Source organism: Pseudonocardia sp. WMMC193 (assembly GCF_021728735.1).
GTDB lineage: Bacteria > Actinomycetota > Actinomycetes > Mycobacteriales > Pseudonocardiaceae > Pseudonocardia > Pseudonocardia oroxyli.
Genome location: NZ_JAKKDO010000003.1, coordinates 949,550 through 970,980, shown reverse-complemented (window position 1 = coordinate 970,980; position 21,431 = coordinate 949,550). Strand labels below are relative to the sequence as shown.

24 protein-coding genes are annotated in these 21,431 nt (G+C 73.2%); 11 read left to right on the top strand and 13 right to left on the bottom strand.

From position 1 onward, the window contains the following. Positions 1-66: 66 nt before the first annotated feature. The 3 genes from L3X23_RS06005 to L3X23_RS05995 form a co-directional block, all read right to left on the bottom strand. Positions 67-1,542 carry a glycoside hydrolase family 16 protein gene (locus L3X23_RS06005; RefSeq protein ID WP_237191126.1) on the bottom strand — a complete coding sequence of 492 codons (1,476 nt, stop codon included), beginning with the start codon at positions 1,540-1,542 and terminating at the stop codon, positions 67-69. 513 nt (positions 1,543-2,055) lie between these two features. Continuing rightward, entirely contained in the window at positions 2,056-3,096 is a 1,041-nt protein-coding gene (gene trpD, locus L3X23_RS06000; protein WP_237191125.1) for an anthranilate phosphoribosyltransferase, read from the bottom strand. Continuing rightward, the gene (locus L3X23_RS05995; protein WP_093075758.1) at positions 3,096-3,500 is read right to left on the bottom strand and encodes a hypothetical protein; all 405 of its coding nucleotides are present in this window, start codon (positions 3,498-3,500) and stop codon (positions 3,096-3,098) included. The genes trpD and L3X23_RS05995 overlap by 1 nt, the downstream gene beginning before the upstream one ends. A 136-nt stretch (positions 3,501-3,636) precedes the next feature. Between L3X23_RS05995 and L3X23_RS05990 the strand changes: the two genes are divergently transcribed. The 5 genes from L3X23_RS05990 to L3X23_RS05970 all read left to right on the top strand — a co-directional run bounded on the left by L3X23_RS05990 (position 3,637) and on the right by L3X23_RS05970 (position 8,496). Further along, the gene (locus tag L3X23_RS05990) at positions 3,637-4,206 is read left to right on the top strand and encodes a heme-copper oxidase subunit III (protein ID WP_218129689.1); all 570 of its coding nucleotides are present in this window, start codon (positions 3,637-3,639) and stop codon (positions 4,204-4,206) included. A 70-nt stretch (positions 4,207-4,276) separates the two neighbouring features. Next, positions 4,277-5,128 carry a c-type cytochrome gene (locus L3X23_RS05985; RefSeq protein ID WP_093075763.1) on the top strand — a complete coding sequence of 284 codons (852 nt, stop codon included), beginning with the start codon at positions 4,277-4,279 and terminating at the stop codon, positions 5,126-5,128. Beyond that, positions 5,125-6,252 (top strand): ubiquinol-cytochrome c reductase iron-sulfur subunit, encoded by a 1,128-nt coding sequence (locus tag L3X23_RS05980; RefSeq protein WP_255733899.1) that lies wholly within the window; start codon positions 5,125-5,127, stop codon positions 6,250-6,252. The genes L3X23_RS05985 and L3X23_RS05980 overlap by 4 nt, the downstream gene beginning before the upstream one ends. Further along, a complete protein-coding gene (locus tag L3X23_RS05975) occupies positions 6,249-7,937 on the top strand; it encodes a cytochrome bc complex cytochrome b subunit (RefSeq protein WP_237191124.1) in 1,689 nt (562 codons plus the stop codon). Before L3X23_RS05980 ends, L3X23_RS05975 begins: the two co-directional genes overlap by 4 nt. A gap of 286 nt (positions 7,938-8,223) precedes the next feature. After that, positions 8,224-8,496, top strand: a complete 273-nt coding sequence (locus L3X23_RS05970; RefSeq protein WP_093075772.1) for a hypothetical protein — start codon at positions 8,224-8,226, stop codon at positions 8,494-8,496. Positions 8,497-8,551: 55 nt separating this feature from the next. On the opposite strand, the gene L3X23_RS05965 is transcribed toward L3X23_RS05970, so the two are convergent. The 3 genes from L3X23_RS05965 to L3X23_RS05955 are packed head-to-tail and all read right to left on the bottom strand — an operon-like array spanning position 8,552 to position 11,773. Beyond that, complete coding sequence (locus L3X23_RS05965; protein ID WP_237191123.1) at positions 8,552-9,883, bottom strand: FAD-dependent oxidoreductase; 1,332 nt, start codon at positions 9,881-9,883, stop codon at positions 8,552-8,554. 34 nt (positions 9,884-9,917) lie between these two features. After that, positions 9,918-10,766: an acyl-CoA thioesterase domain-containing protein gene (locus tag L3X23_RS05960; protein ID WP_237191122.1), complete on the bottom strand. Its 849-nt coding sequence runs from the start codon at positions 10,764-10,766 to the stop codon at positions 9,918-9,920. 59 nt (positions 10,767-10,825) lie between these two features. After that, entirely contained in the window at positions 10,826-11,773 is a 948-nt protein-coding gene (locus L3X23_RS05955) for a helix-turn-helix domain-containing protein (RefSeq protein ID WP_237191121.1), read from the bottom strand. Positions 11,774-11,847: 74 nt separating this feature from the next. Here L3X23_RS05955 and L3X23_RS05950 point away from each other — a divergent pair, with 74 nt between their 5' ends. After that, on the top strand, positions 11,848-12,063 hold the full coding sequence (locus L3X23_RS05950) for a hypothetical protein (RefSeq protein WP_143029918.1): 216 nt from the start codon (positions 11,848-11,850) through the stop codon (positions 12,061-12,063). Here the strand turns inward: L3X23_RS05950 and L3X23_RS05945 are convergent. Both L3X23_RS05945 and L3X23_RS05940 read right to left on the bottom strand, forming a co-directional pair. Then, positions 12,060-12,869 (bottom strand): IclR family transcriptional regulator C-terminal domain-containing protein, encoded by an 810-nt coding sequence (locus L3X23_RS05945; RefSeq protein ID WP_093075787.1) that lies wholly within the window; start codon positions 12,867-12,869, stop codon positions 12,060-12,062. The two genes, L3X23_RS05950 and L3X23_RS05945, sit on opposite strands and share 4 nt — an antisense overlap. Continuing rightward, positions 12,866-13,966: a lyase family protein gene (locus L3X23_RS05940; RefSeq protein ID WP_237191120.1), complete on the bottom strand. Its 1,101-nt coding sequence runs from the start codon at positions 13,964-13,966 to the stop codon at positions 12,866-12,868. Before L3X23_RS05940 ends, L3X23_RS05945 begins: the two co-directional genes overlap by 4 nt. 48 nt (positions 13,967-14,014) lie before the next feature. Here L3X23_RS05940 and L3X23_RS05935 point away from each other — a divergent pair, with 48 nt between their 5' ends. Genes L3X23_RS05935 through L3X23_RS05920 form a run of 4 tightly spaced genes read left to right on the top strand, consistent with a single transcriptional unit; the run spans position 14,015 to position 16,485 of the window. Then, complete coding sequence (locus L3X23_RS05935) at positions 14,015-14,656, top strand: HAD family hydrolase (protein ID WP_237191119.1); 642 nt, start codon at positions 14,015-14,017, stop codon at positions 14,654-14,656. A 58-nt stretch (positions 14,657-14,714) separates the two neighbouring features. Further along, positions 14,715-15,461 carry a CoA transferase subunit A gene (locus L3X23_RS05930; RefSeq protein WP_237191118.1) on the top strand — a complete coding sequence of 249 codons (747 nt, stop codon included), beginning with the start codon at positions 14,715-14,717 and terminating at the stop codon, positions 15,459-15,461. Next, a complete protein-coding gene (locus L3X23_RS05925; RefSeq protein ID WP_237191117.1) occupies positions 15,458-16,081 on the top strand; it encodes a CoA transferase subunit B in 624 nt (207 codons plus the stop codon). Before L3X23_RS05930 ends, L3X23_RS05925 begins: the two co-directional genes overlap by 4 nt. Positions 16,082-16,110: 29 nt before the next feature. After that, complete coding sequence (locus L3X23_RS05920; protein WP_237191116.1) at positions 16,111-16,485, top strand: VOC family protein; 375 nt, start codon at positions 16,111-16,113, stop codon at positions 16,483-16,485. Between the two features lie 32 nt (positions 16,486-16,517). Here the strand turns inward: L3X23_RS05920 and L3X23_RS05915 are convergent, their stop codons facing one another. Beyond that, positions 16,518-17,861 carry a DHA2 family efflux MFS transporter permease subunit gene (locus tag L3X23_RS05915; RefSeq protein ID WP_237191115.1) on the bottom strand — a complete coding sequence of 448 codons (1,344 nt, stop codon included), beginning with the start codon at positions 17,859-17,861 and terminating at the stop codon, positions 16,518-16,520. Beyond that, complete coding sequence (locus tag L3X23_RS05910) at positions 17,858-18,442, bottom strand: NADPH-dependent FMN reductase (RefSeq protein ID WP_237191114.1); 585 nt, start codon at positions 18,440-18,442, stop codon at positions 17,858-17,860. Before L3X23_RS05910 ends, L3X23_RS05915 begins: the two co-directional genes overlap by 4 nt. Positions 18,443-18,506: 64 nt before the next feature. Here L3X23_RS05910 and L3X23_RS05905 point away from each other — a divergent pair, with 64 nt between their 5' ends. Further along, positions 18,507-19,157 carry a TetR/AcrR family transcriptional regulator gene (locus tag L3X23_RS05905; RefSeq protein WP_237191113.1) on the top strand — a complete coding sequence of 217 codons (651 nt, stop codon included), beginning with the start codon at positions 18,507-18,509 and terminating at the stop codon, positions 19,155-19,157. 85 nt (positions 19,158-19,242) lie between these two features. On the opposite strand, the gene L3X23_RS05900 is transcribed toward L3X23_RS05905, so the two are convergent. From L3X23_RS05900 to L3X23_RS05890, 3 genes are read right to left on the bottom strand one after another with little or no spacing between them, the layout of a single operon-like run. Then, on the bottom strand, positions 19,243-20,484 hold the full coding sequence (locus tag L3X23_RS05900; RefSeq protein ID WP_237191112.1) for an alpha/beta hydrolase: 1,242 nt from the start codon (positions 20,482-20,484) through the stop codon (positions 19,243-19,245). Next, positions 20,481-20,729 carry a hypothetical protein gene (locus L3X23_RS05895; RefSeq protein WP_237191111.1) on the bottom strand — a complete coding sequence of 83 codons (249 nt, stop codon included), beginning with the start codon at positions 20,727-20,729 and terminating at the stop codon, positions 20,481-20,483. The genes L3X23_RS05900 and L3X23_RS05895 overlap by 4 nt, the downstream gene beginning before the upstream one ends. Beyond that, positions 20,726-21,403, bottom strand: coding sequence for a VOC family protein (locus L3X23_RS05890; protein ID WP_237191110.1), 678 nt, complete (start codon positions 21,401-21,403; stop codon positions 20,726-20,728). Before L3X23_RS05890 ends, L3X23_RS05895 begins: the two co-directional genes overlap by 4 nt. Positions 21,404-21,431 lie beyond the last annotated feature (28 nt).

Sequence of the window (21,431 nt, the reverse complement as noted above, 5' to 3'; positions counted from 1 at the left end):
TCAGGCCCCCGACCGGCGGTCGGGGGCCTGACGCGCACCTCACCACTGCGGCGGCTCGGCGGCCGGTCAGCCGGCCGGTGTCGCCTCTGACCTGCCACCGGTGCTCGACGTGCCGGTCGCCGCCGGTTCCGCGGGCGCGGTGTCCGAGGCGGGGGTCGATCCGCTCGGTGAGTCCCCGGCGGGCTCGGCCGCGGCGGGCTGGGTCGCGGCGGGTGCGTCGTTCGCCGTCGCCGTGTCGGCCGGTGCTGTGGCGGCCGGTGCTGTGGCGGACGGTGCGGTGGCGGACGGTGCCGTGGCGGACGGTGCGGTCGCGTCGGGGGCGGTCGTGACGGACGGCGCGGTGGTGTCGTCGCCCGCGCTCGCCCCACCGGGGCCCGCGGTGGCACCCGGGGTGGAGGCCCCGCCGGGTCCGGCGCTCGCGTCGCCTGCGATCGCCTGCGGCTCGAGGGTGTACATGCGGACCCAGTCGATCTCGTAGCTGGCCTCGCGCATGCCGCCGCCGTAGAAGTTGTCGAACTGGATGGTCAGCTTCCCGGACGGCATGCCCTGGATGTTCGACCGGCCACCGGGGCCCGCCCCGTCCTTGAGGGTGTACCACTCCTTGCCGTCGATGTAGCCGCGCACGTGGTCGGGCGTCCACTCGAAGGCGATGTTGTGCCACTCGGACAGCGGCGCACCACAGTCGTCCTCGGCGAGGAACTCCTGCTGCACCGGCATGTTCGGGTGCGGGTAGTGGATGAAGGCGTTGGCGCAGTCCTCGCCGGGGGCCTGGTTCTCGAGGAAGTCGTACTCCCCGTCGTTGGGCCAGCTGTCCGAGGACGGCCAGACGATCAGCAGCGGGTGGTACTCGTTGCCGGAGTCGCCGTCGTTGAAGGAGCGGACGCGCGCCTCCCAGCGGCCGTACTGCTGGTCGAGCTTCGAGGCGAGCCACCCGGTGTCGCCGTTGGGCAGGCCCTTCTGGATCAGCTTCTCGCCGTCGACCGTGCTGTTGGCGCCGCAGCGCTTCCCGTTGCCGTCGTGGCCCGACCAGCAGCCGTCGATGTTCACCCACTTCGACGGGTCGGGCTGTCCGGTGTAGTTGAACTCGTCGGACTGCGGGAGCGGCGCACCCCAGCCGTGGATCTCCGCCGCGGTGTCCGGCTCGGGCGCCGGAGCGGGGGGCGCTGCCGGAGCGGCGGGGGCAGCAGCGGAGCCGGCGGCGTCGGTCGGCTCCTGGGCGGGCTGCTCGGCGGCGGCAGGCTCGGCGGCCGCGGGCTCGGCAGCAGCCGGCTCGGCGGCGGCGGGCTCGGCGGCGGCGGGCTCGGCGGCGGCGGGCTCGGCTGCGGCGGGCTCGGCTGCGGCGGGCTCGGTTGCGGGCTGCTCGGCGGCGGCGGGCTCGGCCGCGTCGGTCGTCTCCTGGGCCAGCAGGCCGGTCGCCGGGGCGGTGACGCCGGTGGTCGGCTGCGACCCGACCCCGGACGCGAGAGCGACGCCGGGCCCGAGCAGGGCCAGCGCGCCCACCGCCGCGACGACGGTCAGGTGCTTACGGGCTCGATGCTTCATCGGTCAGTCGCCTTTCGCATGCACCACCCCGTCGCCCTGGTGGGTGACGAGACCCGGTCGAACCGCGACCCTCCGCGAGCGGGGAGTCACTGCCCAGCCGGACCAGTGGTGTCAGTGAGGTAGGTGGTGCTGACGTGAATGATGGTGCTGATGTCCGCTTTCCGTCACCAGCTACAGCCCGAAGCCGCCCGATCGCGTGACGTGGTCACCGATCGAGCGTCACCCTGTGCAGTGACCGGGCCGGACAGGTCGCGCACGTGTCACCACTCGTCCGAGCAGGCACTCTCACGAGAAGTCACCGCGATCTCACCATCGGTGACCACCCCCGCCCGCGCGCCGGCATGATCGCGATTTCCGTGCCGACACCGTCGCCCCACCACCCTGAGCGCACACAACCGGCGATCACGCAGCACTGAGCGCACGAAACGTGCACCCCCCGCCGCAGGACCCCCGCACACGACGAAGCCCGCCGCACCGGTCGGTGCGACGGGCTTCGTCGACGGAGAGGGGTGGCTAGCTCTTCAACCCCGTGGACACCGACGCCCACCGCGCCAGCAGCGCCTCCGCGGCGCCGGAGTCGATCGCCTCGGTCGCGCGGGTGAGGCCCGCCCCCAGCGCGCCCACCAGGTCCACGACCGGGCCGTCGAAGGCCGCGATGGCGCCGGCGGCGTTGAGCAGCACGGCATCCCGCACCGGCCCGGCCTTGCCGGCGAACAGGTCGCGGGCCACCTGGGCGTTGTGTGCGGCGTCCCCGCCCCGCAGGTCCTCGCGGGTGCCGAGCGGGATCCCGACCGACGCCGGGTCGAACGTCGACGACCTGACCGCGCCCCCGCCCGCGACCCAGACGGTGCTGGTGGTGGTCGTGGTGAGCTCGTCCAGCCCGTCGTCCCCGCGGACGACCAGCGCGGACGCCCCGCGCCCGGCCAGCACCTCGGCGAGCACCGGGGCGAGCCGCGGGTCCGCGCAGCCCACGAGCCCCGCGGAGGGCTGGGCGGGGTTGGTGAGCGGGCCGAGGATGTTCATCGCCGTGGGCACCCCGAGCTCGCGGCGCACCGGCCCGGCGTAGCGCATCGACGGGTGGAAGACGGGGGCGAAGCAGAAGGCGATCCCCGCCTCCGCCACGCACGAGACCACGGCGGCGGGCGGCAGGTCGATCGCCACCCCGAGGGCTTCGAGCACGTCCGCCGCGCCCGACGCCGAGGACGCCGCGCGGTTCCCGTGCTTGACCACCGGCACCCCGGCCGCGGCGACCACGACGGCGGCCATGGTGGAGATGTTGACCGTGTTGGCCTGGTCCCCGCCGGTGCCGACGACGTCCACGGAGCGGGCGGCGACGGTGATCCGGTGGGCGTGGTCGAGCATCGCCGCGGCCAGCCCGGTGATCTCCGACGCCGTCTCTCCCTTGGCGCGCAGCGCGACGAGGAAGCCCGCCAGCTGCGCGGGCGTCGCGTCCCCGGAGAGCACCTGGTCCATCACCCAGGCCGACTCGTCCGCGCCCAGGTCGGTCCCGCCGATGAGCCTGCCGAGCACCCCCGGCCAGGTCGTCCCCGCCATCAGCGGGTGGCGAGCGCCGAACGCAGCACGTCCGCCACCGTCTCCGCCGCGGTGATCGGGTCGAGCGGGTGGACCAGCACCGCCTCCGCCTTCGACCAGGTGGCGAGCCACTGGTCGTCCGCCCGCCGGACGGCGACCACGATCGGGGGACAGTCGGTGATCTCGTCCTTGAGCTGCCGGGCGAGCCCGAGCCCGCCGGTCGGCTGCGCCTCGCCGTCGAGGATCGCGAGATCGACCTCGCCCGCGTCGCACGCCGCGAGGACCTCCGCGACACCGCCGACCTCCTGGTAGCGGATGCGCCCGACGTCCGGGGCCGGACGGCGCCCGACGGCGTTGATCAGGGCCTCCCTCACCTCCGGGCGGTGGCTGAAGACCAGCACGTTCTGGGTCGGTGCGTCGCTCACCCGCCGGATACTAGCCGGGAACCCGGACCGCTCCGCGCACGTTCATCGCAAAAGAACCCGGGTTGACCGACACGCTGTAGAAGATGTGGGTCATAATGCCCGCGTGACGACAGCGGCTCCCAACATCAGCGCGCGGATCCACTCGCTGAACCGACCGAACCTGGTCTCCATCGGCACCATCGTCTGGCTCTCCAGCGAGCTGATGTTCTTCGCCGGCCTGTTCGCGATCTACTTCACCGCGCGCGCCCAGAACGTCGGCGAGTGGCCCCCGCCGCCGACCCACCTCGACGTCCCGTACGCGCTGGTGGTGACGATCGTCCTCGTGGCGTCGTCGTTCACGTGCCAGTTCGGCGTGTTCGCGGCGGAGCGGGGCGACGTGTTCGGCCTGCGGCGCTGGTACCTGCTGACCCTGGCCATGGGCACGTTCTTCGTGATCGGCCAGGTCAACGAGTACCACACCCTGGTCACCGAGCACGCCACCACGATCTCGTCGAGCGCCTACGGCACCGTCTTCTACATGGCGACGGGCTTCCACGGCCTGCACGTGACGGGCGGCCTGGTCGCGTTCGTGTACCTGCTCATCCGCACGAAGCTCTCCAAGTTCACCCCGGCGCAGGCCACCGCCGCGATCGTCGTGTCGTACTACTGGCACTTCGTCGACGTCGTGTGGATCGGCCTGTTCGCCGTCATCTACTTCATCCGGTAGCGGGGCCCCCGCGCCACCTGCACCAGCCCCGAACCGACAGCACGACCACCGTGAGGGTGAGACGCCGACGATGACCACCGAGACCACCACACGTACCCCACGAAAGAGGTGGGGTCACGGCAAGCTGAAGCGGCGGCTCGCCGCCGCGGCCGCGTTGAGCGTCGCGCTCGTGGCCACCGGCGGCCTCGCCCTGTTCGTGAGCGAGCAGACCGACAACAACGTGGCGACCGCCCAGACCGACCAGGCGCTCGTCGCCAAGGGCGAGGAGCTCTACAACGCGGCCTGCATCACCTGCCACGGCTCGAACCTGCAGGGTGTCGAGTCGCGCGGTCCGAGCCTGATCGGCGTCGGCGACGCGGCGGTCTACTTCCAGGTCTCCTCCGGCCGCATGCCCGCGGCCCGGCAGGAGGCGCAGATCATGCGCAAGCCCCCGCTCCCCCAGTTCGACCCGGACACCGAGGTCGGCCGCGAGAACCTCGACGCGCTGGGCGCCTTCGTCCAGGCGAACGGCGGCGGTCCCGAGACCCCCGCGCAGACCGGTGCCGCCCTGCGCGGCGGCGACCCGGCCCGCGGCGGTCAGCTGTTCCGGCTCAACTGCGCCAGCTGCCACAACTTCACCGGCGTCGGCGGCGCGCTGTCCTCCGGCAAGTACGCCCCGGCGCTCGCCGAGCCGACCGAGGAGCAGATCTACACGGCGATGCTCACCGGCCCGCAGAACATGCCGAAGTTCGGTGACCGGCAGCTCACGCCGGAGGAGAAGCGGGACATCATCGCCTACGTCAAGTCGGTGACGAACGGCAACAACCAGGTCGGCGGTCTTGACCTGGGCGGCGTCGGCCCGACGACGGAGGGCGTGGTCGTCTTCATCGTCGGCCTCGCCTCGATCATCGGATTCGCGATGTGGTTGGGAGCGAAGAATTGAGCGCCACCGACACCCCGGGAGCGGCGCAGCCCACGCCTGAGGAGCTCGAGCGCATGTCGCCGGAGGAGCTCGAGCGGCTCGCCGGCACCCTCGACGGCGTCGAGGTCGTGCACAACGCGCCCCGGTTCCCGGTCAAGGGCACCCGCGCCGAGAAGCGCGCCGAGCGCTCCGTCGCCACCTGGTTCATCCTCTCCGCGCTGTCCGCGCTGGGCTTCATCGTCGCGTTCATCGCGTGGCCGCACGAGTACGTCGCCCCCGGTCAGGACGGCTACGGCTGGTACCACCTCTACACCCCGGTCGTCGGGTTCCTGTTCGGGTTCGCGGTGCTGGCGCTGGGTATCGGCGTCATCTCCTACGTGCGGAAGTTCTTCCCCGAGGAGGTGTCGGTCCAGCAGCGCCACGACGGCCGCTCCCCCGAGGTCGACCGCAAGACGATCCTGGCGCAGCTCGCGGGCGCGGGCCGCTCCACCGACATCGCGCGGCGCAAGCTGATCACCCGCTCCGCCGGGGCGGCCGCGGGCATCTTCGGCGTCGGGATCGGCATCGCCGCCCTCGGCCCGCTGATCCGCAACCCGTGGAAGGGCGGCGACGAGGCGGCCCTGTGGGTCACCCCGTGGCGCGGCGAGAACGGCGAGACCGTCTACCTGCGCCGGGACACCGGCATCCTCGGCGAGATCTCCCGGGTCCGCCCCGAGGACATGGAGCCGGGCTCCATGGAGACCGTGTTCCCGTACATCGAGTCCCAGCGCGGTGACGACGAGGCCCTGCTGCACGCGCAGCGCGCCTCCGACGCGCCCGTCATGCTCATCCGGCTCCGGCCGGACACCCCCACCGTGAAGCGGCAGGGGCAGGAGAACTTCAACTACGGCGACTTCTACGCCTTCTCGAAGGTGTGCACCCACCTGGGCTGCCCGACGTCGCTGTACCAGGCACAGGACAACCGGATCCTGTGCCCGTGCCACCAGTCGCAGTTCCTGGCGACCGAGTACGCGCGGCCCGTCTTCGGTCCCGCGACGCGCGCACTCCCCCAGTTGCCCATTACCGTGGACAGCGAGGGTTACTTCGTGGCACGGAGCGACTTCATCGAGGCTGTCGGACCGGCATTCTGGGAGCGGAGGCCATGAGCGCCATCACCACACCCACCACGACCTCGGCGAGCAGACTCGCGGGGGCGCTGGACGAGGCCGACCAGCGGTACCACCCGGCGGCCGGGCTGCGGAAGCAGTTCAACAAGGTCTTCCCGACCCACTGGTCCTTCATGCTGGGCGAGGTCGCCCTCTACAGCTTCATCATCCTGCTGCTGTCGGGCATCTACCTCGCGCTGTTCTTCGACCCGTCGATGGTCGAGGTCGTCTACAACGGGCCGTTCGACAACATGCGCGGCATCCACATGTCGCGGGCCTACGAGAGCGCGCTCGAGATCTCCCTGGAGGTCCGGGGCGGGCTGTTCGTCCGGCAGGTCCACCACTGGGCCGCGCTGCTGTTCGTCGCCTCGATGATCGCCCACATGTTCCGGGTGTTCTTCACCGGCGCGTTCCGCAAGCCGCGCGAGGCGAACTGGATCATCGGGCTCGTCCTGATCCTGCTGGGCATGCTCGAGGGCTTCACCGGCTACTCGCTGCCGGACGACCTGCTCTCCGGCGTCGGCCTGCGCATCGCCTCGGGCTTCATCATGTCGATCCCGGTGATCGGCACCTGGGCGCACTGGCTGCTCTTCGGCGGCGAGTTCCCGGGCACGGAGATCATCCCGCGGCTCTACATCGTCCACGTCCTGATCTTCCCGGGCATCCTGCTCGCGCTGATCGGCGTGCACCTGGGCCTGGTCTGGTACCAGAAGCACACCCAGTTCCCCGGCCCGGGCCGCAAGGAGACCAACGTCGTCGGCGTCCGGATCCTCCCGGTCTTCGCGGCGAAGGGCGGCGCGTTCTTCGCCGTCGTCACCGGCGTCATCGGCATCATGGCGGGCATCTTCCAGATCAACCCGATCTGGAACCTCGGCCCCTACGACGCCTCGCACATCTCGGCCGGGTCCCAGCCGGACTGGTACATGCTCTTCTCCGAGGGCATGGCGCGCATCTTCCCGCCGTGGGAGATCTACCTGTTCGGGAGGTACACGATCCCGGCGGCCTTCTGGGCCACGGTGGCGTTCCTCCCGGTGCTGTTCGTGGTGGCGGGCATCTACCCCGCCGTCGAGCGGCGGATGACGGGGGACAACGCCCTGCACAACCTGCTGCAGCGCCCCCGGGACGTCCCGGTCCGCACCGCGCTCGGCGCGATGGGCATCTCGTTCTACGTCTGGCTCGTCCTCTGCGGCGTCAACGACTGGATCGCCTACTTCTTCCACATCTCGCTCAACGCGACGACGTGGGCGGGCCGCATCGGCCTGCTGGTGGTCCCGCCGATCGTCTACTGGGTGACCTACCGGCTCTGTGTGGGCCTGCAGCGCGGCGACCGCGCGGTGCTGGAGCACGGCATCGAGACCGGCATCATCCGGCGCCTGCCGCACGGTGAGTTCATCGAGATCCACCAGCCCCTCGCGGGCGTCGACAGCCACGGGCACGCGATCCCGCTGGACTACCAGGGCGCCCCGGTGCCCAAGCGGATGAACCAGCTGGGCTCGGCGGGCGACCCGGTCGCGGGCTCGCTGCTCTCCCCGGACCCGGTCGACGAGACCGCGGCCCTGGAGCAGGCGCGCGCCGACCTGCACCACCAGGAGCTGGAGGCCAGCGAGGAGCGGGCCCGCGCCGCGGAGCAGCTGGAGCTGGCGGGTCGTCCGGACGCCGGGCGGCCGAAGGACCAGACGGACTGAGCTCATCTCGAGAAGGCCCCCTGACCGCATGGTCAGGGGGCCTTTTCCGTGCTCCGGGTCCCGCCCGGTGTCGTGTGGATCACCTCCGTGGTAGTGTCCTCGACGTGCGAATCGCCGCGAGCCTTCTTCTCGCCGCGCGCCTCGGGCTCGTAGTAGCCCGGCGCGTCGGCTGACCCAGGCCGCCGTCGCGCTCTGCGGGCTCTCGCCCCGCTCCCCCAAGTCGAGGACCCTGCCAGACCTGGCTCGCGTTCCCGTACGTCTCCCGAACGCACCCCGGAGCACTCCCATGAGCATCACGATCGACCGCCCCGCCTTCACCGGTTCTCGGATCCTGCGCAAGCACACGATCATCACCACGCACGGCATGGACGGCGTCCTGCTCGTCGCCGCGGAGCTGCGCGCGTGCGGTCCGCTGGTCAAGGAGATGGCCGTGGACGTCCGCGAGGGCGTCGGGTGCAGCGCGCTCACCTGCTCGGTCAGCATGACGGCGGACGAGGCCGAGGCCTTCCAGACCCGCCTGCGCGCCATCCCGACCGTCGAGTCCGTCGACCCCTACTGACCACCCGTGCGCGGCGATGGTCGCTCTGGCGACCATCGCCGCTCACGACCGCCGCTCACGACACGCGGGACCGGCCCCGGGCCGCGGCCAGCATGTCCTGCAGGTCGGCGACCTTGACCCGCTCCGCGTCCCTGGCTCCCCCGCGGCGGACCTCCTCGGCGTCGAGGCGTTCCCAGTCGGTCCACGTCACGGGTTCGACGCCGTAGGCCTCCAGCACCGCGACCACCGAGTCGGGGTCCGGGTGCGGCGGGGTGGGCAGGGTGTGCAGGTCGTCCAGCAGGCTCGCGACGGTCTCGACGGCGTCCCCCTTGTTGGTCCCGATCACCCCGGTCGGGCCGCGCTTGATCCATCCCGTGACGTAGGTGCCCGGCTCGACCCGGCCCGCCGTGTTCGGGACGATCCCGCCGTCGTACGGCAGGCCCGGGATGGGCTCGCCGAGGTAGCCGATCGCGCGCACGACCAGGCCGGCGTCGAGCGTCTCCTCGGCCCCGCCGCCGGTGGGCTCGACGACCATCCCCGTGACCCGGCCCTCCCCCAGCAGCCGCACCGGCGTGCGGTGGAAGTGCAGGTGGATGCGTCGCGGCCGGGCGGGCCCCGGGTCGGCGGCCCACTCGGCCAGCATCGCCAGGTTCTGCTTCTGCCGCCGCTCGGCGGGCTCCTCCGCGGGCTCGGTGTAGCCGTGCACGAGGACCTGCACGCCCGCGAGCTCCCCGATCTGGCGCAGCTCGGCGGGCGTGAACTTCACGTGCTCGGGCCCGCGCCGGACCACCACGTGCACGTCCTCGACCCCGCTGCCCCGCAGCGCGTCCAGCACCCGGTCCGGCACGTCCGTCGCCGCCATCTCGACGTGGCCGCGGGCGAGCACCCGCGCGACGTCCAGCGCCACGTTCCCCGCCCCCACCACCACGACGCCCGTGTGGTCCAACACCGGGTCGAGGTCGACGTGGTCCGGGTGTCCGCAGTACCAGCTCACGAACGCGCCGGAGCCGTAGCTGCCCGGGAGCTCCTCACCGGGGATCCCCAGGGCCCGGTCCACCGAGCTGCCGGAGGCGTGGATCACCGCGTGGTAGTGCTCCTTGAGGACGTCCAGCGGGACGCCGCCCTCCCCCACCCGCACGTTGCCCAGGAACCGGACCCGCGAGCCGTCGGAGAAGGGCCGCTGCAGCACCCGGATGACGGACTTCATCTTCACGTGGTCGGGGGCGACCCCGTAGCGGACCAGGCCGTACGGGGCGGGGAGCCGGTCGATCACGTCGACGTCCACGGGGGACTCGGAGGCGAGCAGGGCGGCGGCCGCATAGAGCCCGGACGGGCCCGCGCCGATCACCGCGATTCGGGTCTGGGGGACGGCGCCCCCCGAAGCGGGCGGGGTGGGTGAGGCCGGCATCGTCGCGCTCCTCGATGTGGTGGTGACCCGAGTATCACCCCGATGCCGTGGCGGAGCGCACGATGGCGGCGATCTTTCCGTCCGGCAGCACCAGCTCCGTGCGGTCGGTACGGAACCGCCGCCCGACCCGTTCCGGGACGATCCGGCAGGTCAGCGTGCCCGCGAGGGGCACGGGGCGCAGGTACTCGACGGCCGTGTCCAGCATCCGGCCCGTCGATCCGGTGATCCGCTGCGCGGCGAGTCGCCCGACGGCGAGCACGAGCCCGCCGTGCATGGTCCCCCGCAGGTTGCCCAGCCACGGGCCGAGCGGGAGCGTCAGGGTGTCATCCGTGAGGGGCGCGGTGGCCAGGGTGCGGACGAGCCGGGAGACGTCCAGCTGCGGCCCGTCCACCGTCCCGGGGCGGCGGCCGGGGGTGCGCGGGGTGAACGGCTCGATCACCATCGTGGCGATCCCGTGGGCGACCGTGCGTCCGGTGTCGTCGGTGACCAGCGCCCGCGCGGCGCCTGCGCGGTCGTCCGCGGTCGGGGTGCCCAGCACCTCCGCGACGATCTCCAGGCTGCGGGCGCCCGGCGCGGGGTCCGCGATCGCGTCCAGGCGCAGGTCCAGCGTGGGCCCCGACGTCTGGGTGGGTGTCGCGGAGTGCACGGCGATGCCGATCGCCGTGTCCGTGGCGACCGCGAGGGTGACCAGGTGCGGGGTCCCGACCCGCAGCGGCGCCGTCAGCCGCAGGCGCTCGGGCTGCGGGTCGCGGCGGTCGGCCATCGCCGCGACCCGCACTCCCAGGCCGCCCTCGACCGGTGCGGAGGCGAATCGGCGGCTGACCGCCTCGGGCCCCGGGAAGTGCTCCTCGACGGGCGGGGCGGCGATCGGGCTCGCGTCCATTCGGACATCGTGCCTACTGAGCGACCGTTCAGGTAGTGGGGGTGGATCACACCCCGCCGTCACACCCGCTGGAACGACCGCCGGTAGTCCGCGGGCGGCACGCCCACGACCTGCTTGAAGTGGTGGCGCAGCAGCGTCGCCGAGCCGAACCCGCACCGGCTCGCGACGGCGTCCACGGACAGGTCCGTGTCCTCCAGGAGCCTGCGCGCGTGCAGCACCCGCTGCCGGGTCAGCCAGCGCAGCGGGCTGGTGCCGGTCTCCGCGGCGAACCGCCGGGCGAAGGTGCGTTCGGACATCGCCGCCCGCTTGGCGAGGTCGGCGACCGAGTGCTCGACGTCGAGGTTCGCCAGCAGCCAGTCCAGCACCGGGCCGAGGGAGTCCGCGGAGCACTCCGGCACCGGGCGGTCGATGAACTGGCGCTGGCCGCCCTCGCGCTGCGGCGGCACCACCATGCGGCGCGCGATCCCGTTGACCACGGCGCTGCCGAGCTCGCGGCGCACGAGGTGCAGACATGCGTCGATCCCGGCGGCGGTGCCCGCGCTGGTGATCAGGTTGCCCTCGTCGACGAACAGGACGTCCTGGTCCACCTCGACGTCCGGGTGGCGGGCCCGCAGCTCGTCCGCGCTGTGCCAGTGGGTCGCCACCCGGCGCCCGCTCAGCAGCCCGGCGGCGGCCAGCACGAACACCCCCGAGCAGACGCTCAGCATGGTCGCGCCCGCCGCCTCGGCCTGCCGGAGCGCCTGCAGCGCCTCCTCCGGGTACTCCCGCAGGCCGGTGGCCGGGACGGCGACCAGGTCGGCCCCGGCGAGCCCGTCGAGCCCGTGCTCGGGGATCACCTGCACGCCGCCGGAGGTGCTCACCGGCTTGCCCGCCTCGACGCCGCAGACCCGGTAGTCCAGCACGGGCAGCCCGTCGTCGGAGCGGTCGAGCCCGAAGACCTCGCAGAGCACGCCGAACTCGAACACGGCGAGCCGGTCCAGGACGAGGACGGCGACACTGCGGAGCATGACGGCAGTATATTTACGACCTGTGGCGTTCTGGCCACTTCTGGCAAGAACTGGCAGAGCGCACACTTCCTGCCATGACTTCCACCGTGCTCACCGTCATCGCCGTCATCGCCCTGCTGGCCTGGATCGTCGCCTGGACGCCGGTCCGGCGCCGCCGCGCCCTGCACCCGGTCATCGGCTCCGCGATCCCCTTCCACGGCTACCGCGACGCGGACCGGGCCCGCCTGGTCGCCGAGCTCAGGGCCCTCCCGGACGCCCCGGCCGACGTGGAGGCGAGGCTGCGGATCTAGGCCCCCCGGGCCCCGCGGAGGTCCTGCTGGATGCCGAGCGCGCACGCGCGCAGGTGCAGCAGGGCCTCGTCGCGGAGCCAGGCCCGGGTGCCGCGGCTGGTGTGGGTGCTGACGTTCGCGGCCGCGATGACCCGGCCCGTGTTGTCCCGGATCGGCACCGCGATCGACCGCAGGCCCTCCTCCAGCTCCTGGTCCACCAGGCAGTAGCCCGCCGCGCGGACGTCTCCGAGCACGTCCCGCAACGCGGCCGGGTCCGCGATCGTGCGCTCGGTGAGCCTGCGCGGGTCACCGAGGCGCTGGTCCAGCTCGGCGGGGGACAACGCGGCGAGCAGGACCCGGCCCATCGACGTCGCGTAGGCCGGGAAGCGGGTCCCGATCGTGATGGACACGGTCATGATCCGGCTGGTCGCGACGCGCGCGACGTACACGACGTCCGAGCCGTCGAGCACCGCGACCGAGGCCGACTCGTGGACGAGCTGCACCAGCTCCTCCAGGTGCGGCTCGGCGACCTCGGGCAGCGACAGCGCCGACAGGTACGAGTAGCCCAGCTCCAGCACCCGCGGGGTCAGGGTGAACAGCCGCCCGTCGGTCCGGACGTAGCCGAGCTCGGCGAGGGTGAGCAGGAACCGGCGGGCGGCGGCGCGGGTCAGCCCGGTCGCCCTGGCGACGTCCGACAGCGTCTGGGCGGGCCGGTCGCCGTTGAACGCCTTGATCACCGCCAGGCCGCGGGCCAGCGACTGCACGTGCTCCTGCCGCGGCACGACCTCGGTGAGGCGCTCCGCCGCGTTCGGCCCGTCCGCGCTCATCGCGACTCCAGGACCCGGTCGACCAGTGTGCCCGCGTGGCCGGTGTCCGGCCCGGTCAGCTTCTCCCGCATGGCGTCGGGATGGACCTCGAGCCCGGTCAGGGAGGTCCGCAGCCGGGCCGCGGCGCCGCCGGTCGTCCCGAGCAGCTCGGTCAGGGTCCCCCATTCGGCGTGCCAGGGGCCCGCGCCGCGCTGGAGCTCGTGGTCCATGGCGGCGAGCAGCGTCGCGACCAGGCCGGGCGCCCGCCGCGCGGACGCCCGCGCGGTCACCGCCGCGATCGGGTTGCGTTTGTGCGGCATCGAGGACGAGTCCCCCGGCGCCCCCTCCGAGACCTCCGCCAGCTCGGTCTGCGCCAGCAGCACGACGTCCGTCGCGACCCTGCCGCAGGCCCCCGCGGCCACGCCCAGGGCCCCGGCGAGCGCACCGATCCGGGTCCGCTCGGTGTGCCACGGGACCTGCTGCCGGGGCAGGTCGAGCAGGTCGGCGAGGGTGTCGGCGACGGCCGGGTCGGAGCCGGCGAGCGTGCCGGCCGCGCCGCCGAACTGCACCGGCAGCGCGTCGACCCGGGCGGCGAGATCGCGCACGGCGGCGTCGAGTCCGACCGCCCAGCCCGCCGCGACCAGGCCGAACGTCGTCGGCAGGGCGGCCTGCAGGAGGGTGCGCGCCATCATCGGGGTGTCCCGGTGGGTCGCGGCGAGCGCGGCGGCGGCGTCCGCGGCCCCCCGGAGGTCGGCCAGCAGCGGCTCGGCCGCGCGGCGCACCAGCAGCACGACCGCCGTGTCCATGACGTCCTGGCTGGTCGCGCCCGGGTGCACCGCGGACGCCGCGTCCCCCACCGCGGCCCGCATGAGCCGGACCAGCGGGATCACCGGGTTGCCGCCCTCGACCGACGCGGCGGCGAGCTCGGCGGGGTCCACGGCGAAGGCGGTGTCCGCGATACGCTTCGCGTGCTCGACCGGCACGAACCCGTGCTCGGCCGCGGCGCGGGACAGGGCCCGCTCGACGTCGAGCAGGGCGCGGACCCACTCGTCGTCGGTCAGCCGCGCCGCCACGGCACCCGCTCCGTACAGCGGTGTGAGCAGCCCCGCGTTCGTCATGCGGACAACCGTACGTCATGCGTCCACCTCGTCGGGGATGATGGCGGGGTGACTCGCACCGTCCTCCTCGACCTCGACGGCACCCTCGTCGACTCCGCCCCCGGCATCCTCGGCACCCTGCGCACGGCCTTCGACCAGGTCGGCGTGCCGTGGGACGACACCGTCATCGGCAGGCACCTGCTCGGACCCCCGCTCTACGAGTCCCTGCCGCCGATCGTCGGGGCCGAGGCCGCGGCCGCGGTGCTGGCCCGCTACCGCCCGCTCTACCAGGAGAGCGGGCTGCTCAAGTCCACGCCGTACCCCGGCATCGAGCCGCTGCTGCGGGCCCTGGTCGCCGCGGACGTGCGGCTCGGGCTCGCGACGAGCAAGAACGAGCCCGCGGCCCGCGAGATCATCGCCAACCAGGGCTGGACCGAGCTGTTCACCGCGATCACCGGGGACACCGTGGACGCCCGGCGGCCGTCCAAGGCGGCCGTGGTCGAGGAGGCGCTGCGCAGGCTGGGCTCCCCCGCGCCCGCGGACTGCGTGATGGTCGGCGACCGGCTGCACGACGTCGTCGGCTCGGCCGCGCACGGCGTCTCCTGCCTGGGTGCGGGCTGGGGCTACGCCGAGCCGGGCGAGCTCGCCGCGGCGGGTGCGGCCGCGATCTACGCGACGGCCGACGAGCTCCGCGCCGCGCTCCTGGGCTAGCGCCTGTTCGCGATACGAACACTTGTGCGACATGCGAACCTGCCGTACCGTGCCGGGCATGGACAAGGTGGTGGCCTCGGCGTCGGAGGCGGTGGCCGACATCGGTGACGGGTCGTCGCTGGCGGTCGGCGGGTTCGGCATGTCCGGCGTGCCGACCGTGCTGATCGCGGCCCTGCTCGAGCAGGGCGCGACGGACCTGGAGACGATCAGCAACAACCTGGGGATCGACGGGTTCGGCCTCGGCACCCTGCTCGCGGCGGGCCGCATCCGCCGCACGATCGGCTCCTACGTCGGCAACAACAAGGAGTTCGCCCGCCAGTACCTCGCGGGCGAGCTGGAGCTGGAGCTGACCCCGCAGGGCACGCTGGCCGAGCGGCTGCGGGCGGGCGGCGCGGGGATCCCGGCGTTCTTCACCCCCGCCGGGGTCGGCACGCTCGTCGCGGACGGCGGGCTGCCCTGGCGCTACGCGCCGGACGGCTCGGTCGCGGTGCGCTCGCCGGAGAAGGAGGTCCGCGAGTTCGACGGCACGCGCTACGTGCTCGAACGCGCCCTCACCCCGGACTTCGCGCTGGTCCACGCCTGGAAGGGCGACCGGCACGGCAACCTCGTCTACCGGCGCAGCTCACGCAACTTCAACCCGGACTGCGCCGCCGCGGGCCGGATCACGATCGCGCAGGTCGAGCACCTCGTCGAGCCCGGCGAGATCGACCCGGACGCGGTGCACACCCACGGCATCCACGTCCAGCGTGTGGTCCACGTGCCGGACGTCGAGAAGCAGGTCGAGTTCAGGACGGTGCGGAAGTGAGTCTCACCAGGGACCAGCTCGCGAAGCGGGTGGCGGACGAGCTGTGGGACGGCGCGTACGTCAACCTCGGCATCGGCATGCCCACCCTGGTCCCGGACCACGTGCCCGCGGACCGGACCGTGGTGCTGCACAGCGAGAACGGCATCCTCGGCGTCGGCCCCTACCCCACCGACGACGAGGTGGACGCCGACCTGATCAACGCCGGCAAGGAGACCGTCACAGTTCTGCCCGGCGCGGGCTTCTTCGGCTCCTCGGACAGCTTCGGCATGATCCGCGGCGGGCACGTGGACGTCGCCGTACTGGGTGCGATGCAGGTCAGCGCCACGGGTGACCTCGCGAACTGGGCCATCCCGGGCAAGATGATCAAGGGCATGGGCGGCGCGATGGATCTCGTCCACGGCGCCCGGCGGGTCATCGTGATGATGGACCACGTCTCCAAGGACGGCTCCCCCAAGATCCTGCAGGAGTGCACCCTCCCCCTGACCGGGGTGGCCTGCGTGAACCGGATCATCACCGACCTCGCGGTGATCGACGTGACCCCCGAGGGCCTCCAGCTCGTCGAGACCTTCGGCGTGAGCGAGGACGAGGTCCGCGAGAAGACCGCCGCCCCCCTGCGCTGAACCCCGGCGCACAGGGGTAGCCCGATGCCATGAGCGTCTCCTTCGCCGCCGTCGTGCTCGGTTCGCCGAACCCGCCCGCGCTCGCCGCCTTCTACCGCGACCTCCTTGGCTGGGACACCGTCGAGGAGTCCGCGGAGTGGGTGCGGCTGCGCGATCCGGCCCGTGAGCGACCGGGCCTGAGCGTCCAGCTCGAACCCCCGCAGGTGCCGCCCGCCTGGCCCGCCCGCGCGGGCGCGCCGCAGATGCAGCTGCACCTGGACCTGCTCAGCGAGGACCTCGACGCGGACGTGGCACGGGCAGTTGCGCTGGGCGCGACGCTGGAGACCGAGCAACCCCAGGCGGACGTCCGGGTGCTGCGCGATCCCGACGGCCATCCGTTCTGCCTCTTCCTCCCCGGCGCCTGACCACCCGTGAGCGGCGATGGTCGCTGTAGCGACTATCGCCGCTCACGGGGGGTCGGCTCGGGCGCGGGCTGTCTCGCCAGGAGGACGGCGGGCACGAGGGCGACGGCGGCCAGACCCGCGAGGAGCCAGAACACCGCGGTGAAGGCCGCGGCGGTTCCCGCGGGCAACAGGGTCGCGAGCACCGTCGCCACGAGCGCGCCGCCGACCGCCCCTCCCACCCGTTGCAGGGCGTTGAGCTGCGTGGTGGCGTCCGGGAGGCTCTCGGGACGCACCGCCGCGTACGCCGCGACGGTCGGGGGGATGGCGGCGAAGCCGATGGCCACGCCGCGCAGCACCAGCAGGACCTGCAGCAGCACGGGCCCCGGGGTCCACAGCGCGAACGGGATCGCGGTGAGCATCAGCCCCACGCAGCCTGCGACCGCGACCCGGCCGCCACCCACGCGGTCGGTGAGCCGCCCGGCCAGGGGTGTGGAGGCCGCCGTCGCGAGGCCGTAGGAGAGCAGGGACAGCCCGGTGCCGACCGGGCCCGTGCCGCGCGCGAGCTGCAGGAGCAGCGGGAACACCAGCACCGTGCCGAAGAGTGAGGCGCCGGTCAGAGTGCTGCAGAGGGTCGCGAGGGCGTACCGGCGCTCGGCGAACAGCCGCAGGTCGGTGAGCGGAGACGGGCGGCGCCGGGTCCGGACCACGAACAGCACCAGCAGGACCGCGCCTGCCACCATCGGCAGCGGGGCGCGCACCGTCAGGCCGTAGACCAGCACGGACAGGCCGATCCCGGCGAGGAGGAGCCCCGGGACGTCGAGCGGGCCGGGGCGGGCGGGCGTGCCGCGCGGCAGCACGCGCAGGCCCGCCACCACCCCCACGGCGCCCAGTGGCACGTTGATCAGGAACAGCCACGGCCAGGACGCGACCTCGAGCAGCACACCCCCGACGACCGGCCCCAGCGCGGGCCCGAGGCTGACCACCGCACCCAGCAGCGCCATCACCCGGCCCAGCCGCTCCGGCCCGACGGCCTGCCCCAGCAACGCCTGCCCGCTCGGCACCAGGAACCCGGCGGCCACCCCCTGTAGCGCCCGCGCCGCGACCAGCAGCCCGAGGGTCGGCGCGGCCGCACACAGGACCGAGGCGAGGGTGAACCCGGCCAGCGCGACCAGCCACAGCCGCCCCGTCCCGACCCGTCTGCCCAGCCAGCCGCACGCGGGCAGGGCCACGGCGAGGGCCAGCAGGTAGGAGTGGGCGATCCACTGCGCCGCGGCGAGGTCCACGCCCAGGTCGCGGGCCATCGTCTCCAGTCCGACGGCGACCACCGTCGCGTCGAGCATGGACAGCAGCGCGCCCAGCACCACGACCGCGGCGATCCGCCGCACCGCCGGGGTCACGTCGGCACCCGCAACCCGCGCAGCGCACCGGCCCACGCCACCACCTCGTCGACCATCCGCCCGAGGGCCTCCTCCTGGTACGGCGCGGGATGCAGGGTTCCGACGTCCGTCGGTCCGGAGAGCGCGAAGTCCGTCATGAGGGTGAGGCACACCTGCGTCCGGACGTGCGCGATCTTCACCTCGGACAGCACCGGCCGCAGCGCCTCGATCCCCCGCACCCCGGCCTGCACCCCGTACCCGACCAGCCCGGCCGCCTTGTCGTTCCACTCGGCGAACAGGTAGTCGATCGCGTTCTTCAGCGCGGCGGGGAACGAGTGGTTGTACTCCGGGACCACGAAGACGAACGCGTCGCACCGGTCGACGGCCGCGGCCCACGCCCGGGTGTGCGGGTTCGCGTACGCGCCGTGGATGGCCGGGTCGGGCTCGTCGAGCATCGGGAGGCTCCACTCCGCCAGGTCCAGCAGCTCCGGGGCGAGCCCGCGCGACTCGATCCCCCGTCGCACCCAGTCCGCCACCACGCCGCCCCGACGGTTCGGGCGGGTGCTCCCGACGACGATCCCGATCCTGATCTCACTGCTCATGGCGGGTAAAGTACAACGTGCATTGTAAAGTGACAACGGTCGTTGTACCTGGAAGGATCCACGCGTGCCCCGGCTCCCCGACAAGCGGCGCGCGATCCTGCGCGGTGCGTTGACCGTGTTCGCCCGCGAGGGCTACACCCGCGCGAGCATCGACCAGATCGCGCGCGAGGCCGGGGTGTCCACGCGGACGATCTACAACCACGTCGCCGACAAGGCCGCGCTGTTCGGCGCCGTGATCGACGAGAGCGCGACCCGGGTCGCCGAGAGCCAGATCGAGGCCATGGAGAAGCACCTGGGCGGGGAGGTGGCGGACCTGCGGGAGGCACTCGTCGGGTTCGCGCAGGAGCACGCCGCGCCGGGTGACCGCGAGCATTTCGCGCTGGTCCGGCAGATCGCCGCCGAGGTGGGGCACATCCCCGCCGAGGCCGTGGAGTCCTGGCAGGACACCGGCCCCCGGCGGGTGCAGCAGGCCCTGGAGGCCCACCTCGCCCGGTTCATGGCCGAGGGCAGGCTGCGCGCGGCAAACCCCTCCCGGGCCGCCCGGCACCTCGTCCTGCTCTCGGCGGGCGAGGTGACCAGCCGCTCTTTCCACGGCGCACTCCCGCTCCCGGCCGCGGAGGTCGAGCAGATCGCCCGGGACGGCGTGGACGTGTTCCTGCGCGCCTACGCCCCGCCCCCTGACCCGGCGAACGGTGCGCTCGCTCACGAGGAGTGAACCGACGCGCCGCTCGCTCCCCCACCCCCCACCACACCGACGGCGCGTTCGCTCACCAGGAATGAGCGAACGCCCCGTTGGCCGGTCAGGGCGGCGGGGACAGGGGGTGGCGCTTCTCGAGCCAGGTCGCGATCTCGGCGGCGGCCAGCTCGTTGCCGGTGGGCTCGCCCGGGGCGAGGGCGGCGCCGAAGTGCAGGCCGCGGACCTTCGCCGTGGTCAGGTCGCCGCCGGGGATCGGCGCCGTGCCGAGCGCGGCGATCATGCGGGCCGAGTCCGCGGGGAAGGCGGCCTGGTCCCCGGTGAGCTCCAGGAACAGCGTCGGGACCGTGACGCCCGGGGCGCACCGCACGAAGTCCGCGTTGCTCGACAGGCCGGACCAGGTGGAGAGCCAGGCCTCCGGGGTGGCGAGCCTGCCGAAGCCGACCTGGCCGTAGTCGATCAGGTCCGGGCGGGTGCCGAACAGCGAGCCGTACGGCCGCTCGCTCGGGTCCAGCGAGAGGTCGACGTTGCGCGGGTCGGCGTCCGTGCGGAACACCGTCATGATCGTGGGGGCGAGGGCGCGGCGCCGGTCCACGGCGGCGCCGGTGACCTTGTGCGCCTTCCGCGCCGCCGCGGTCGCGGCGAGGGACTCGCGGGCGAACGCGTCGAGCCGCTCGACCCGGGCGCGTTGCGCCGCGCGGTACTCGGCCAGGAACTCCGCGCTGTACGAGGAGCTCGCGGGCGGCTCGGCGAACCCGTTGGCGGGGTTCCACGGGTCCAGTTCCGGGATCACCGACATCGGGTCCGCCTCGTCCGCGACCGAGGGGTCGATGCAGGCCAGCAGCAGCCTGCCCTGGCCGGGGTGCGGGGCGAGGAAGATCGCGCCGTCCGCGACGGGCAGCTCGGCGCCCGCGAGGTCGACGGGGCGCCCGCCGGGGGTCGTGCCGATCCGGTCGGTCGACGCCGCCTGTTCCAGGTAGTAGGCGAACAGGGTGCCGCCGCCGGAGTGCCCGAGCACCACGACGTCCTCGAACCGCTCGCGCAGGAACACCTGGCCTGCCCCGACGTCGAGCAGGGCCTGTTCGTGCACCAGGTTCAGGTCGTTGTTCGGCGAGCGCGAGCCCTGGGTCCACACCGCCGCCCCGGCCTGCAGCAACAGCGGCACGAGCGCGTGGTGTGTGACGTCCTGGCGCGGGTGCATCAGGCAGACCACGGTCCGGGCGCCGGGCACGGTGGCCAGCACGCCGCGGACCGTCGCCCCGTCGGCCGTGGTGAGCTCGTGGACGCTGGTGACGGTCGCGCCGGGTCGCTCGCCCGCGGCCAGGTAGCGCCCCTGCCCCAGCCTCATGCGGGCTCCACGCGCAGCGCGTCCTTGTCGTGCTGGGTGATCACGTCTCCCGGCGCGACGCCCGCGACGCAGGAGTACCAGACCGCGTGCCGGCACCCGGTCGCCCGCCGGTCGACGACGAGGGGCCCGTCCGCCCGGATCTCGAAGTACGGACCGATCTTGTCCACGACCACGGTGGGGTCCTCGGCGGCGATCTTCGCGACGGCGGTGTTCTCCGGGACGTCGAGCACGTAGAGCGTGCTCATCGAACCACCGTCTCCCAGCCCGCTGTGCCTGCCCGCCCCGCCGGCTCCGCAGGCTGCCATCCCCCGGCCCGGTCGACGATCAGCTCGGCCTTGCGGGCCAGCAGCTTGCCGAAGGTCGGCTCCGGCCGGTCCAGCACGTCGAGCAGGGCATCGATGGTGAGGTTCGCGTCCAGGTCCTCCTGCGGCGTGACCGGCCGCATGGCCCGGGTGATCTCGAAGAAGTAGCCGTTCGGGTCGTGGGTGTAGATCGACTCGATCGTCTCGTGCTGGATCTGCATCTCGACGGGCCAGTCGCTCGCGTCCAGCCGGCGGCGGTACTCCAGCAGGTCCTCCTCGTTCTCCACGTGGATCGCGAGGTGCCGGGAGCGGACGAAGTACTCGGGGACGTCCGCGGCGAACTTCGCGTAGGCGTCCCCCTTGTCCCCGCGGGTCGGGTTCTCCGTGCCGAAGTAGTAGAAGAACGCGATCCGGTCGTCGTTGCCGATGTCGAAGAAGAAGTGGATGAAGTCCGGGTGGTTCTCGGGACCCCAGCCCGCCGCGCAGATCGAGTGCACCACCGGGAAGCCGAGGACGTCCCGGTAGAAGCGCACCGTGGCCGCGGGGTCGAAGGTCGGGAAGGCGACGTGGTCCACGCCCCTCACCCGGTGCTCCAGCCCGCCTGTCGACTCTGTCATGACACCGACGTTACGCCGGTGTCGACGA

Excerpts from the sequence above, each read along its gene's own strand:
- L3X23_RS06005 (WP_237191126.1), bottom strand. The coding sequence starts at position 1,542 with ATGAAGCATCGAGCCCGTAAGCACCTGACCGTCGTCGCGGCGGTGGGC.
- trpD (WP_237191125.1), bottom strand. The coding sequence starts at position 3,096 with ATGGCGGGGACGACCTGGCCGGGGGTGCTCGGCAGGCTCATCGGCGGG.
- L3X23_RS05985 (WP_093075763.1), top strand. The coding sequence starts at position 4,277 with ATGACCACCGAGACCACCACACGTACCCCACGAAAGAGGTGGGGTCAC.
- L3X23_RS05975 (WP_237191124.1), top strand. The coding sequence starts at position 6,249 with ATGAGCGCCATCACCACACCCACCACGACCTCGGCGAGCAGACTCGCG.
- L3X23_RS05970 (WP_093075772.1), top strand. The coding sequence starts at position 8,224 with ATGAGCATCACGATCGACCGCCCCGCCTTCACCGGTTCTCGGATCCTG.
- L3X23_RS05965 (WP_237191123.1), bottom strand. The coding sequence starts at position 9,883 with ATGCCGGCCTCACCCACCCCGCCCGCTTCGGGGGGCGCCGTCCCCCAG.
- L3X23_RS05960 (WP_237191122.1), bottom strand. The coding sequence starts at position 10,766 with ATGGACGCGAGCCCGATCGCCGCCCCGCCCGTCGAGGAGCACTTCCCG.
- L3X23_RS05955 (WP_237191121.1), bottom strand. The coding sequence starts at position 11,773 with ATGCTCCGCAGTGTCGCCGTCCTCGTCCTGGACCGGCTCGCCGTGTTC.
- L3X23_RS05950 (WP_143029918.1), top strand. The coding sequence starts at position 11,848 with ATGACTTCCACCGTGCTCACCGTCATCGCCGTCATCGCCCTGCTGGCC.
- L3X23_RS05945 (WP_093075787.1), bottom strand. The coding sequence starts at position 12,869 with ATGAGCGCGGACGGGCCGAACGCGGCGGAGCGCCTCACCGAGGTCGTG.
- L3X23_RS05940 (WP_237191120.1), bottom strand. The coding sequence starts at position 13,966 with ATGACGAACGCGGGGCTGCTCACACCGCTGTACGGAGCGGGTGCCGTG.
- L3X23_RS05930 (WP_237191118.1), top strand. The coding sequence starts at position 14,715 with ATGGACAAGGTGGTGGCCTCGGCGTCGGAGGCGGTGGCCGACATCGGT.
- L3X23_RS05920 (WP_237191116.1), top strand. The coding sequence starts at position 16,111 with ATGAGCGTCTCCTTCGCCGCCGTCGTGCTCGGTTCGCCGAACCCGCCC.
- L3X23_RS05910 (WP_237191114.1), bottom strand. The coding sequence starts at position 18,442 with ATGAGCAGTGAGATCAGGATCGGGATCGTCGTCGGGAGCACCCGCCCG.
- L3X23_RS05900 (WP_237191112.1), bottom strand. The coding sequence starts at position 20,484 with ATGAGGCTGGGGCAGGGGCGCTACCTGGCCGCGGGCGAGCGACCCGGC.
- L3X23_RS05895 (WP_237191111.1), bottom strand. The coding sequence starts at position 20,729 with ATGAGCACGCTCTACGTGCTCGACGTCCCGGAGAACACCGCCGTCGCG.
- L3X23_RS05890 (WP_237191110.1), bottom strand. The coding sequence starts at position 21,403 with ATGACAGAGTCGACAGGCGGGCTGGAGCACCGGGTGAGGGGCGTGGAC.